5 protein-coding genes and 2 pseudogenes are annotated in these 13,637 nt (G+C 70.6%); 1 reads left to right on the top strand and 6 read right to left on the bottom strand.

The window, feature by feature from the left end:
• Positions 1-24 precede the first annotated feature (24 nt).
• The 3 genes and pseudogenes from recQ to QQK29_RS06605 all read right to left on the bottom strand — a co-directional run bounded on the left by recQ (position 25) and on the right by QQK29_RS06605 (position 8,769).
• Positions 25-1,840, bottom strand: a pseudogene (gene recQ / locus QQK29_RS06615) (DNA helicase RecQ).
• A gap of 379 nt (positions 1,841-2,219) precedes the next feature.
• Positions 2,220-6,203 (bottom strand): ExeM/NucH family extracellular endonuclease, encoded by a 3,984-nt coding sequence (locus QQK29_RS06610; protein ID WP_284298838.1) that lies wholly within the window; start codon positions 6,201-6,203, stop codon positions 2,220-2,222.
• 562 nt (positions 6,204-6,765) lie between these two features.
• Positions 6,766-8,769: a DEAD/DEAH box helicase gene (locus QQK29_RS06605; RefSeq protein WP_284298835.1), complete on the bottom strand. Its 2,004-nt coding sequence runs from the start codon at positions 8,767-8,769 to the stop codon at positions 6,766-6,768.
• Between the two features lie 265 nt (positions 8,770-9,034).
• Here QQK29_RS06605 and QQK29_RS06600 point away from each other — a divergent pair, with 265 nt between their 5' ends.
• Positions 9,035-9,694, top strand: a complete 660-nt coding sequence (locus tag QQK29_RS06600; RefSeq protein WP_284298833.1) for an alpha/beta hydrolase — start codon at positions 9,035-9,037, stop codon at positions 9,692-9,694.
• Between the two features lie 19 nt (positions 9,695-9,713).
• Here the strand turns inward: QQK29_RS06600 and QQK29_RS06595 are convergent, their stop codons facing one another.
• From QQK29_RS06595 to QQK29_RS18550, 3 genes and pseudogenes are all read right to left on the bottom strand, one after another.
• Positions 9,714-9,938, bottom strand: a complete 225-nt coding sequence (locus QQK29_RS06595) for a hypothetical protein (protein ID WP_284298831.1) — start codon at positions 9,936-9,938, stop codon at positions 9,714-9,716.
• Between the two features lie 496 nt (positions 9,939-10,434).
• Positions 10,435-11,460, bottom strand: a complete 1,026-nt coding sequence (locus tag QQK29_RS18555) for an efflux RND transporter permease subunit (protein ID WP_431308664.1) — start codon at positions 11,458-11,460, stop codon at positions 10,435-10,437.
• A 317-nt stretch (positions 11,461-11,777) separates the two neighbouring features.
• Positions 11,778-13,538, bottom strand: a pseudogene (locus QQK29_RS18550) (efflux RND transporter permease subunit); the annotation flags it as partial.
• Positions 13,539-13,637: the final 99 nt, after the last annotated feature.

Here is a 13,637-nt window from a genome sequence, read left to right as displayed (position 1 = left end):
CGGTGCGGGATGCGCGGGCGGCGGTCAGGCCGCGGGCACGGACTCGGCGACGACCGCGAGCACGGCCTCGCCGTAGGCCTCGAGCTTCTTCTCGCCGACGCCCGAGACGGTGGCGAGCTGCTCGAGCGTCGCCGGCTCGGTGAGGGCGATGCCGCGCAGGGTCGCGTCGCCGAACACGATGTAGGCCGGCACGCCCTGCTCGCGCGCGACCTCGGCCCGCCAGGCGCGCAGACGCTCGAAGAGCGGCTGCGCGGTCTCGGGCAGCTCGGCCCCCGCGGTGCGCTTCGCCTTCTTCACGGCGCGCTCCGGCTCGCGCCGCAGCTTCACCGTGCGTGAGCCGTCGAGCACGGCAGCCGACGCATCCGTGATCACGAGCGTGCCGTAGCCGTCGGAGTTGACGGCCAGCAACCCCTGCGCGAGCAGCTGCCGCACGACACCGCGCCACTCCTGCTCGCTGAGCTCGGCCCCGATGCCGTAGGTGCGCAGCTCGTCGTGACGCTGCTGGCGGATGCGCTCGGTCTCACGGCCGAGCAGGATGTCGATGAGGTGGCCGGCACCGAAGCGCTGATTGCGCTCGCGCTGCAGGCGCACGATCGTCGAGAGCAGCTTCTGGGCCGGAACGGTGCCGTCCCACGCCTCCGGCGGCGCGAGGCATGTGTCGCAGTTGCCGCACGGCGCGGAGCTCTGCCCGAAGTAGTTCAGCAACTGCACGCGGCGGCACTCGACCGTCTCGCACAGGGCGAGCATGGCATCCAGGTGCTGTGCGGCACGACGCTTGAAGGTGGCGTCACCCTCGGACTCGTTGATCATGCGGCGCTGCTGCACGACGTCTTGCAGGCCGTAGGCGAGCCAGGCCGTCGACGGCAGCCCGTCGCGCCCCGCGCGGCCGGTCTCCTGGTAGTAGCCCTCGACCGACTTGGGCAGATCGAGGTGGGCGACGAAGCGCACGTCGGGCTTGTCGATACCCATGCCGAACGCGATCGTGGCGACCATCACGACGCCGTCTTCGCGCAGGAAGCGGGCCTGGTTGCGGGCGCGCACCGCGGCATCCAGCCCCGCGTGGTACGGAAGCGCCGGGATGCCCTCGGCGACGAGCGCATCGGCGGTCTTCTCGACGGATGCGCGCGAGAGACAGTAGACGATGCCCGCGTCGCCCGGATGCTCGGTGCGGATGAGCTGGAGCAACTGCTGCAGCGGTTGGTTCTTGGGCTCGATGCGGTACTGGATGTTGGGTCGGTCGAAGCTCGAGACGAACTGCCGGGCCTCACCCAGCTGGAGCCGCTCGACGATCTCGCGGCGGGTGGCCGCGGTGGCGGTCGCCGTGAGCGCGATCCGAGGCACGGCGGGCCAGCGCTCGTGCAGCACCGAGAGGCCGAGGTAGTCGGGGCGGAAGTCGTGGCCCCACTGCGACACACAGTGCGCCTCGTCGATCGCGAAGAGGGCGATCGGCGCACGGTCGAGCAGGCTCAGCGAGCTCTCGAGCTTGAGCCGCTCAGGCGCGAGGTAGAGCAGGTCGAGCTCGCCCGCGAGCAGCTGCTGCTCGACCAGCCGGCGCGCATCCGGATCCTGGGTGGAGTTGAGGAACGCGGCCCGCACACCGAGCGCCTCGAGCGCATCGACCTGGTCTTGCATGAGGGCGATGAGGGGAGACGACGACGCCCGTACCGGGCCGCACCAGCGCGGGGATCTGATAGCAGAGCGACTTGCCTCCGCCGGTCGGCATGAGCACGACCGCGTCGCCACCCGACACCACCTGGTCGATGATCTGCGCCTGCTCACCGCGGAACTCGTCGTACCCGAAGACGCGATGCAGCACGTCGAGCGGGGCGGGGGAGGGCATGACCCCACGCTACCCGGCGGGTCGGACGCCGACAGGGGTCGAGTCGGCGGATGAGGAGTACGAAGCGGCCTCCGGGCTGGGGAGGGCGTCCCCTGGGGTACGCGCCGTCTGTCCCCCGTTCGGGGTCATCGCGCTTCCCGTAATGAATCGTTACCTTCGAACTCAAGGTAACCGGATATCTGGGGGAATCCGGAGCGGGGGATCGCCGTCGGGGGCGGCGGCCCCCGCACCTTTATGTGAGCCCCAGAACCCCACCGCGGTGCACGGCCGCGACAGACGGCCCGCAGGCGCCAGTGGGATGGTGCCTGCGGGCCGGATCTGGTTGTGGCGGTGGGGGTTTCGATACGCCCCTTCGCGGCTACTCAACCAGCGGGGTTGCCTACAGCACGATCACAAGTGACGGCCAGCTGAGCGAGGGGTCGAACCCGTCGCCGCTGAACTGTGCCGTCAGCAGGTGCAGACCCCGCTTCAGCGTGAGCTTGACGGTGGTCTTGCCCGCGGCCGCCTCGGCCAGGTCGACCGTGGCTACCGTCTTCAGGCCGTCGCGGATCACGAGCGTGCCGACCGCGGGCGAGCCGTCGTCGGTGCGTACCGTGACCTTGTAGTTGACCGTGTTGCCGAACACGAGGAGCGGCGCGGATGCGCTCGTGCGCGTTCCGACCGGCTCGCTCGGCTCGGTGGCCTCGGCCACCTCGATCGGCAGCGTCACCTCGGTGCCGCCCGGACCGGTGATGGTGAGCACCTGCGTGCCCTCCACGCCATCCGGGATGGTGAACGTCACCGTCGCGGTGCCCTGCTCATCCGTCGTGTCGACGATCTGCAGCGTCACCTCGCCCGTGCCGAGCACCTGGTCGCCGAGGCTGATGCTCGCCTCGCCCGACGTGTCACCGCCCTTGCTGAACAGCAGCGACGACAACTGCGCCGTCACCTGCTCGCCGGAGGCGTACGCGACACCGTCGGCCGGAGCCGTGAGCGTCGCGCCGACGGCACGCTGCTCGGTGGGCGGGGCGATAGGCGAATTCTCGCCGATGTAGGCCACGAAGGCATCGAGGTCGATGCGCCCGGAGTCGGCCACGTTCGCCGCCTCGGTGAAGGCGCCGAAGTTGTCGCCTCCCGCCGCGAGGAACGAGTTGGTCACGACCTTGATCACCTGATCATCGGTGACCGGTTCGCCGTTCAAGGTGATCGCGGTGATGTGCGATCCCTCGGCGGCGGCCGGGTCGTAGACGTACTCGAGGCCCTCGGAGAGCCCGAGCTTGAGGTACGGCCGCGCGGCTCCCGCCGGCTGCCACTGCTGCTCGAGCACCGCCTTGAGCTGCGCCCCGGTGAGGTCGAGCGTCACGAGCGTGTTGGCGAACGGCTGGATGAGCGCCGCCTCCGCGTAGGTGACGTTGCCATCCGGATCGCCCTCGCCCGTGCCCGCGTAGAGCAGGTCGGCACGGATGCCACCCGGGTTCATGATCGCGACCTCGGTCGAGAGATCCGCGGTCGCAGCGAGCTGGGCGTCGGCGATCAGGTTGCCGATCATCGACTCCCCACCGCGGTTCTCCGAGCCGTTGCTCTGCACCGCCCGAGGGATGTCCTGGGTGATCGAGCCGAGCGACACCGCGCCGAGTTCGGTCGCCACGTCGACGGCATCCGCGACGATCTGCGCCACGGCCGGGGCGGGCGGGAAGGCACCGATGAGGTTGAGGTTCTCGGTGTCGATCGAGAGCGCCGAGGTTTCGGGGTCGTAGACGATCGTCGAGTGGCCGTACATCGCGCCGTACTGGCCGGAGGAGATCACCGGACGCGTGCGGTCGGTGCCCGGGATCGGCACATCGAAGTCGTACGCGAGGTGCGTGTGACCCGAGATGATCATGTCGATCTCGGGGTCGGCGCCGTTCACGATGCGACCGAAGTTGGAGTCATCCGTCGCACTCGAGATGTCGGTCGTCGCCGCGCCCTCGTGCACGAGGAGCACCAGGATGTCGGCCTCGCCGTTGGCCTCGTCGCCGTCGGAGAGCTGCTCCGCGACGCGGTTGACCTCGGGCACGACCTCCTTGACCTCGAGGCTCGCGATGCCGGCGGGGCTCACGAGTTCGGTGAGGTCCTCGGTGACGGCTCCGATGAAGCCGATCGTGACGCCCTCGAACTCGCGCAGCTCGTACTCCTGGTAGGCGGGTTCATCCGTCGCCCGGTCGTAGAGGTTCGCGGCGAGGTACGGCCAGTCGGCGTGCTCCAGGATGCGGTCGTCGACATCCGCACGGCCCTTGTCGAACTCGTGGTTGCCGAAGGCGCTCGCGTCGAGGCCGATCTCGTTGAGGGCGTCGATCGTGGGCTCGTCCTGCTGGATGAACGAGGTGAACGTCGATGCCCCGAGGAAGTCGCCGGCACCCACGAACAGGGTGTTCGGGTTCTGGGCCTCGTACGAGCGCACCATGCCGCCGAGCACCGCGGCTCCCGCTGTCGAGCTCGTGGCTTCGAGCCGACCGTGGAAGTCGTTGACGCTCACGAGGTCGATCGTGACGGGCGGTGCCGCCGCGGTCACCCCGACGACCACCGGATCGTGGTCGCTCGAGCGGTAGGGGCTCGAGCCGTCGGTGGCGCCGTACGCGTAGCCGCGGTCGCTCCACTCGGCCGAGTTGATGCCCCAGACGCCGACGCCGGTGACCGACTTCGCGAGCGAGGCCGTCACGAACGCGTGGTCGAGCGATCCGAGCTCACCGTTGAAGGTGTAGGTGTACTGCCCCGGGGCCTTCGCCGGCACGAGGTCGACGAAGCCGGCCGCGGTGAGCGCCTGCACCGGGTCCTCCTGGCCGTAAGCGTTGAAGTCGCCCAGCAGGATGACGTCGGCGCTCTTCTCGGGATCGGCGGCGATGTCGCCGACGAACGTCGCGAGCCGCTGCGCCTGGGCGACACGCTCGGCGTTGAAGAAGCCCTGGCCGTCGGCGGGCTCGGTTCCCCCACCGGTGGGCGGGCTCTTGGACTTGAAGTGGTTCGCCACGACGGTCACCAGGCGGCCGTCGCCGATGTCGAAGGTCTGGGCGATCGGCTTACGCGCGATGTCCCACACCGCATCCGTGTCGGCGAAGCTGTCGCCGACCGGCGTCGCGAGCGACGGCTTGTAGATGATCGCGGTCGTGATCACGTCGTTGTCGCCCGCGTTGACGGCGTCGGGTGTCGGCACGTAATCCCACGTTCCGGCACCGGCGGCCGCGTTGAGGCCCGAGACGAGGTCGGCGAGCGCCTCGTCGGCCTGCTCGCCGAGCACCGCGGAGTTCTCGATCTCTTCGAGTGCCACGACATCCGCGCCGAGGCCGTTGATGGCCGCGACGATCTTCGCCTTCTGCTTCGCGAACTGGGCCGCGTCGCTCGCGCCGCGCGCGTCACCGCCGAAGGTCGTGAAGTAGTTGAAGACGTTGAAGCTGCCGAATTGCACGTCACCGCCGACCTCGGGGGCCGTCGCGGGGCGCGGGTTGAGCGTCTCGAAGGTGGGCTTGTAGGAGGCGTCGCTCGCGTCGGTGAGCGGCACCTGCGGCTGCAGCCGCCAGTTATCGAAGCCGTAGCCGAGCACCATCGGGTGAGCGGGCGGCACGAAGCGGTCGCCGTTGCGCACGACCGTGTCGGCGGTGAAGTACGGCTGGTCGCCCACGTGCTGGCTGTTGTCGACACGGATGCTGTAGCCGTCGTCGACGATGAGCCGCCGTGCGAGGTTCGAGGCGGCGATCGCGTCGGCCGCGGGGCCGGCATCCGTGGTCTCGGTCGACTTCACGAGTTCGCCACCGGCCGAGAGCCACAGCGAGCCGAAGTTGTACAGCTCATGGCTCGACGCGAGCCGGTAGTCGCCGGTGGGCTGCACGAGCATGCCCTCGTAGGCCTCCCGCGCGTCGCCGACGACCGTGTCGGGCAGCGGGGTGGCCTCGGGCAGACCCGCGCCGGCCTCGAGCAGCTCGTAGGCAGATGCGGTGGTCGCGGTGAGCTGCGTCTGGCCCTGGTACTCGCCCGGCGTACCCGTCACGCGGATGAGGTCGCCGATCGCGACCGAGGGGTTCAGTTGGTTGAAGTAGACGAAGATGCCGTCCGATGCGCCGGGGGTGGCGTCGGTGGCGCCGCCCGAGTCGGCGGACTGCAGGTACAGCCCCCGGTAGCCGGATGCGGCGTTGTAGTACCCGGTGACGACACCGTCGACGGTGACGGTCTGGCCGTTCAGCGGGGTGGTCGCCCCGGTGCCCTGCACCTCGGCGATCGTGTGGGTGACATCGGCCGCGAAGGCCGGGGTCGCGGTGAGTGTGCTGAGCCCGAGGGCTGCGATCGCCGCCGTGGCGACGGCGGCCAGCCGACGCCCTGCGGGCGGTCGGCCAGTGGTGTCTGGAGTTTTCATGACTCGCGGTGCTCCGTTGTTCGAAGTGGACAGCGTGGTCGGGTGTCCCCCTTTGGGGGCCACCTCATCCCTACCCCTGCCGCCCGACATCGCGCAAGAGTGCGCGCATCCGCGTCATGTGTTGTTCATGTGGTGCTCATCTGCGCGCGAGCCGTTGCGCAGGAGTTCTGCTGTTGTGCAGGAGTTCTGCTGTTGTGCAGGAGTTCCGGTCCGCGACCTCTTTCTGAGCCCTGGATTTTCGGGCATCCGCGCGCGCGATCCTGCACAACAGCATCCGCCTTCCTGCACAACAGCGAGCGGCGCGGGCGCGGGTACAGACATCGGGGGCACGACCCCGCGCCAATGTCGAAACTGCAGGAGTCCTCTGACTCCAGTCCCACGATTGCTAGGCGAACACGGCGGCGGCCGACCAGTTCTCCTGCATTTTCGACAAAGACGACGGGGTGCGCGTGCGCGCGGACACACGTCGGGTGCCGCTGGCACGCACCGGCGGGAGAAACGACACGAGGGCGGGGTTGTTTCCCCCGCCCTCGTGTCACGGCTCCAGCCGCGCCATGACCACTCAGCGAGCGGCGAGCTCCTCGATGAGGGCGTCGCCGGGCTCGACCGGGGTCCACTCGGCCACGATGTCGGCGCGCTTCAGCAGCTCCTCGGTGCGGCGGCGGCGGTTGCGGGGCACGAGGGTGACGACGAGGCCGTCCTTGCCGGCGCGGCCCGTGCGACCGGCGCGGTGCAGGTAGGCCTTGTACTCATCCGGGGCGTCCGCCTGGATCACGAGACCGATGTCGTCGACGTGGATGCCGCGCGCGGCGACGTCGGTCGCCACCAGCACGGTGACGCGACCGTTGGAGAACTTGTCGAGCGCACGCTGGCGGCGCGACTGGTTGAGGTCACCGTGGATCGACTCCGCGCGGATGCCGGCATCGTCGAGCAGGTCGGCCAGCTGCTCCGCGAACGCGCGGGTGCGCGCGAAGACGAGCTTCTTGCCAGGGCCGGAGGCGAGCTCGATGAGCACCTCCTGCTTGTCGCGCTGGTCGAGCAGCAGCACGCGGTGCTCGATCGTCGAGCTCGCCTGGTCCTCACCGGCGACCTCGTGCACGGCGGGGTCGGTGAGGTAGCGCTCGACGATGTCGGCCACGCCCTTGTCGAGGGTCGCCGAGAACAGCAGGCGCTGCCCGCCCTCGGCCGTGCGGTCGAGGATCTCGGTGACCGGCTCGGCGAAGCCCAGCTCGCACATGTGGTCGGCCTCGTCGAGCACCGTGATGACGACCTTCGACAGGTCGAGCTTGCCGGATGCCGACAGGTCCTGGATGCGTCCGGGCGTGCCGATCACGATGTCGACACCCCGCTCGAGCGCGCCTAGCTGACGGGCGTAGGGCACGCCGCCGTAGATCTGGGTGGTGAAGAGTCCGACGCTGCGGGCGATCGGCTGCACGGTGCGGTCGATCTGCAGCGCGAGCTCGCGGGTCGGCGCGAGGATGAGCGCGCGCGGCGCGCGGCCGAACTCGCGGCGCTTGTTGTCGCCGGCCTGCATCGTCAGCAGCCGCTCGACGAGCGGGGCGCCGAAGGCGATCGTCTTGCCGGATCCGGTGCGGCCGCGGCCGAGCACGTCGCCGCCCGAGAGCACATCGGGGATGGTGGCGGCCTGGATCGCGAACGGGGCGGTGGCACCCAGCTCGGCGAGCTCGCGCACGATGTTCTGACCGAGACCGAGGTCGCCGAAGGTCACGCCCTCGACGTCGGAGGCCAGGGTGGCCTGCGCCTCAAGACGCTCGAGCACGACGTCCTCGACCATCGGACGCGGGGCGCGCTCGGCGTCGTCGCGGCGGGGACGGTCCCCGTAGTCGCGACGCGGGCGGTCGCTGTAGTCGCGGCGCGGGCGCTCGTCGCGGTAGCCGCCGCGGCGGTCGTCGCTGCTGCTGCGGCGGTCGTCGTAGCGCGGACGGTCGTCGTCGTAGCGCGGGCGGTCTTCGCGACGCGGACGGTCGCTGTCGTAGCGCGTGCGCTCGGTGCGCTGCCCGCGATCGGCGTCGGAGCGGGGGCGCTCGTCGCGGGCGGGACGGTCGTCGCGCCGCGCGCGGTCGTCACCGTAACTGCCCCGCTGCGGGCGGTCACCGGCGAGCCGGTGCGGGCGGTCGCCACCGTGGTTCGCGCGCGGACGGTCGCCATAGGCCGGACGGTCGCCGTAGCCGCGGTCGTCACGACGGGGACGGTCGCCGTAGCGGCGCTCGGACCCACGGTCATCGCGGTCGTCGCGGCGGCCGTACCCGCCGTCGCGCTTGCGCGCCGCGGGGGCGCGTTCGACAGACGCGCGAGCGTCCTTGCCGCGGGGCTCCCAGTTGGGGCGCTCGTCGCCGCGCTCGGGGCGCTGCCCGCGCGGCCGGTCGGCCCCCAGGCCGTTCGCCACCCGCTGTTCGCTCGACCAGCGCGGCTTCTTGCCGCTGCGTGCGGCATCCGCTTCAGGCTGATAGCCGCGGTGCTTCGCGGACGGACCGCCGACCTTCTTGTGCCCACCCTTGGTGGGGTTCTTCTTGCCGCCCTGGGGCGCGCGCGTGTTGTACGCCATGGATGTGTCTTCCGGTGTTCATGAGAGTGCGTCGCCGCGCACGTGCGCGTGCGACGAGAACCCGGGCTCAGTCGACCGGGGCCGTTTTCCTCAAGGAATTCCTCGACCACGGATGCGTGGACGATCCGGCCCGCTCGACCTACACAGTGCATAAGACGCGGCCAGATGCCGCGATTGTCGAGAGCCGACCGAACGAGCATAGCGGGTCGGCTCGCTTCGCACCCGTGCATCCGCCGAGAGAACCGGGGGTTACGGTAGTGCGATCATGCGCGCCGCGAACCCGACACGTGCCGTCGCCCTGGGCGCCGCAGCGCTCAGCGCGCTCGCGGCGCTCACCGGGTGCGGCCCGACCGGCACGGAATCGGAGCGGGTCGAGGGCGTCGTGGTGTCGAGCAACCCGCACCTCGCGACCGACCCCACCGTTCCGACCACGGTCGACATCGCCTACGCGACCATCGACGGCCAGCCGCTCTACCTCGACGCGTGCCGTCCAGCAGACTTCGATCCGCTCACCGACACGGCTCGCGCCGCGATCGTCGTCGTGCACGGGGGCAGCTGGGCGCGCGGCTCCAAGAACGACATCGCCTGGCGCGCCGTCTGCCAGTGGCTCGCGAAGGCCGGCTACCCCACCTTCGCGGTGGACTACCGGCTCGCACCCGAGCATCCGTTCCCCGCGGCGATCGACGACGTGTCGGCGGCTGTGCGGTGGCTGCGCGACCCCGAGCAGGTGACGCGCTTCGGCATCGACCCCGCACGCATCGGCGCGTTCGGCGGCTCGGCGGGCGGCAACCTGGTGTCGCTGCTCGGCACGCGCGGAAGCGGGGGCTCGACACCGGATCGCGGGTCGCCGCGGTCGCCGAGCTGTCGGGCCCGATCGACCTCACGGGGGTCGCGGCCACCGACGACTTCATCCCCGTGCAGCTGAGCTACCTGGGATGCGTCGACTACACCAACTGCCCCGCGGCGGCCCTGGCATCCGCCAACACGCGGGTCGACGGCAGCGACCCGCCGTTCCTCGTCGTGCACTCGACCGAGGAGCTGATCCCCATCGGGCAGGCGCGCCTCTTCGTGCAGGCATTGCGGGATGCCGGGGTCGACACGACGTACGTCACCGTCGAGGGTCGCCTGCACTCGATCGCGATGATCGACGACGCGTTGAAGCAGCGCATCCTCGACTTCTTCGCCCGCACGCTCGCGCCCGTCGAACTGCCGCTCGCCCCCGCGACGGATGCGGCGGACGCGGGCGAGGCAGGGGCCCCACGCCCGCGCCGACGCCGGCGGGCTGACCCTCGCCGCGCGCGGGACTCGGCGGGCCCGCCCTCGCGCAGTTTCGCGTGCGGGGGTTTCGAGACGCGCCGCGCTGCGCGCGTCGCTCCTCAACCCGCTGGGGATGGGTCCCCGGCACGCGTCGCTCCTCAACCCGCTGGGGATGGGTCCCCGGCACGCGTCGCTCCTCAACCCGCTGGGGGCGGGGTCCCCCGGAGCGGCGAGGGGAAAGCCACGCGGGAATGGCGAGCGAAGCGGGGGTGCGCGGTCGGTCTTGCGACGCTGGCATCGGGTCGGGCGGGAGCGCATCGCCGCCAGGCGATACGCGGGGGCATGCGTCGCAAGACCGACCGCGCTCCCGCGCGAAGCGTCGAGAGCTCCCGCGCGAAGCGTCGAGCGCTACGCGGCAGCAGCCGCCCGCGCCGCCCGCCGCGCCTCGCGCCGCTCACGCGCGCCCTCGACGAGCGTGTAGAGCGAGGGCAGCACCACGAGCGTCAGCACGGTCGACGAGATGAGCCCGCCGATCACGACGATCGCGAGCGGCTGCGAGATGAAGCCGCTGTGCCCGGTCAGCCCCACCGCCATCGGCAGCAGCGCGAAGATCGTCGCGAGCGCCGTCATGAGGATCGGCCGCAGTCGCCGCGATGCGCCGTGCACGACCGCATCCACGACGCCCAGCCCGCGATCGCGGTACTGGTTCACGAGGTCGACGAGCACGATCGCGTTGGTGACGACGATGCCGATGAGCATGAGCAGCCCGATGATCGACGCGACTCCGAGCGGGATGCCGGATGCCAGCTGCAGCAGGATCGCGCCGGTGGCCGCGAACGGCACCGAGACGAGCAGCAGCAGCGGCTGCCGCAGGCTGCGGAACGTCGCCACCATGACCGTGTAGACGATGAGGATCGCCGCGAGCAGGGCGAGCCCGAGCTGTTGGAACGCATCGGACTGCTGGGCCGTGACGCCGCCGAGCTCGGCGGTCACCCCATCCGGCAGGTCGAGCGCGTCGAGCTCGGTCTGCACCTCTGCGGATGCCGTGCCGATGTCGGCGGTGTCGGGCGTGATCGAGACGGTCGCCGTGCGCACCCCGCGCTGGGTGGAGATCGAGGCGGGGCCGTCGACTTCCTCGACGGTCGCGAGCGCCGTGAGCGGCTGCGGGCCGGCGAGGGTCGGGATCACGAAGTCTTCGAGCTCCCGCACGCTCGTGGGGGCGTCGGGGTTGTCGATGTAGACCCGGAGCGTGGTGCCGTCGATCTCGACGGAGCCGATCGATGCGGGCAGCATCGCCTCCGCGACGATGCCGCCGACGGCGACCTCGCTGAGCCCCGCGGCCGCCGCCTTCTCGCGGTCGACCTGGATGGCGATGTAGGGCTGCGTCTCCGAGAGGTTCGACTCGGCCTGCTGCGTGACGTCGAGGTCGCGCATCGCCGCGAGGATCTGCGTCGATGCGTCGGCGAGGAGTCCTCGTCGGGCGCCGTGATCTCGATCGCGATGTCGTTCGAGAAGCCGCCGCCGCCGCTGCCGGACGACACCGAGATCTCGCCCGCCTCATCCGGATCGAGCGCGTCGATCACGTCTTGCACGTCGGAGCGCAACCGCTCCTGGTCGGCGGATTCGTCGGTCGTGATGGAGAAGGTCGTCGCTCCCCCGCCGCCGAAGATCGCCGCGAGCGCCGAGCTGGCGCCTCCGCTCGAGCCGACCGACACCTGCACGGTCTCGATGCCGTCGACCTCGGCGAGGGCGTCTTCGAGCTTCTGCGCGGCGGCGTCCTTCGCGTCGAGGCTCGTGCCGGCGGGCATGGTCTGCCGCACGCTGAGGGTGTTCTGGCCGGAGTCGCCGACGAAGTTGGTGGGCACGAACGGCACGAGCGCGAGGGTGCCGGCGAGCACGACGACGGCGGCGATGATCGTGAGGGCGGGGCGGGCGAGGGTCCAGCGGATGACCGGCAGGTAGCCCTTCTGCAGCGCCGAGGGGCGGTCGAGCTCGTCGTCGAGGCCCACCGGATCGGCGCCGGCCTCGTGCGCATGGTGCGGCTTGACCTTGAGGAACCAGTAGGCCAGCACGGGCACGATCGTGAGCGCCACGAAGAGGGATGCGGCGAGCGCGATCGTCACCGTGAGCGCGAACGGCCGGAACAGTTCACCCGTGATGTCGCTCACGAGCGCGATGGGCAGGAACACGGCGACCGTGGTGACGGTGGATGCCGTGATGGCCGTCGCGACCTCCTTGACGCCGATGAGGATCGCCTGGCGTTTCTCCTCCCCCAGGCTCAGGTGTCTCTTGATGTTCTCGATGACGACGATCGAGTCGTCGACGACGCGGCCGATCGCGATCGTGAGCGCGCCGAGGGTCAGCACGTTGAGGGAGTAGCCGGTGGCGAGCATCGCCAGGAAGGTGATGAGCACCGACACGGGAATGGAGATCGCGGCGACGAGTGTGGAGCGCAGCGACAGCAGGAACACGAAGATCACGATCACCGCGAAGCCGAGACCCAGCAGACCCTCGGTGGCGAGCGAGTTGATGGAACGCTCGATGAAGGGTGCCTGGTCGAACACGATCGTGAACCGGGTGTCGCCGCCGAGCTGCGCGGCGAGGTCGTCGAGCTGTGCGTTCACCTCGCGCGAGACGTCGACCGTGTTTCCGGCGGGGGTCTTGGTGATGGCGATCGTGAGCGACGGGTCGCCGTTGACGCGCGAGATGCCGGTGATGGGGTTGTCGACGATCGCCACCTCGGCGACGTCGCCGATCGTCGCGGGCACCGCGCCGCCGAGCAGCGGCAGGCTCTCGAGCGTCTCGGCCGATTCGATCTTGACGCCCGCCTGCACGGTGAGGGTCTTGTCGCCTTCGTCGACCGTGCCGGCCGCGAGCAGCACGCCGTTCGCCTTCAACGCATCCCGGATCGACTGCGTGCTGAGACCGTCGGCGGCGAGGGATGCCAGGTCGGGGGTGATCGTGATGCGCTGCCCGGTGGCGCCGTAGACGGTGGCGGCGCTCACCCCGTCGGTCTGCTCGAGCGCGGGCACCGTGAGGGTGTCGAGGCGGGAGGCGAGCTCTGCCGTGTCGAGGTCGCTCGTGACCGCGAGCTGCACGACCGGGAAGTCGCCGATCGAGAAGGTGACGACCTGCGGGTCGACGCCGCTCGGCAGCTGCGATTGGATGCGGCCGACGGCGAGCTCGACCTTCTGCTCGGCGCGCGTGAGGTCGGTGCCGTAGGCGAAACTCGCCTGCACGGTGGAGATGCCGGAGGAGCTCGTGGCCGAGGTGGAGTCGAGACCCTCGACGCCCTGGATTGCGGTTTCGATGGGCGTCGAGACGTCGTTCTCGACCACCTCGGGGCTCGCGCCCGGGTAGGTCGTGACGATCGTGACGTTCGGCAGGGTGAGCGAGGGGAACAGCTCGAGCTTGAGCGCCGTGAGCGCGTAGCCGCCGAAGAGCGCGACGACGATCGTGAGCAGGGCGATCAGTGCGCGGTTGCGCAGGCTGAACTCGGAGAGCAGAGACACGGTTCCCCCGGGTGCTGTGGGATGCCGCTTCACGCGGCCGGGACGCGCACGACCGCGTGCACCCGCTCAGTATCCCAGGAGCGAGCGTCCCCCACCTTC

Source organism: Homoserinibacter gongjuensis (assembly GCF_030161875.1).
Taxonomy (GTDB): Bacteria; Actinomycetota; Actinomycetes; order Actinomycetales; family Microbacteriaceae; genus Homoserinibacter; species Homoserinibacter gongjuensis.
Note: the sequence above shows the minus strand (reverse complement) of the source record. Positions and strands in the feature narration are given on the sequence as shown.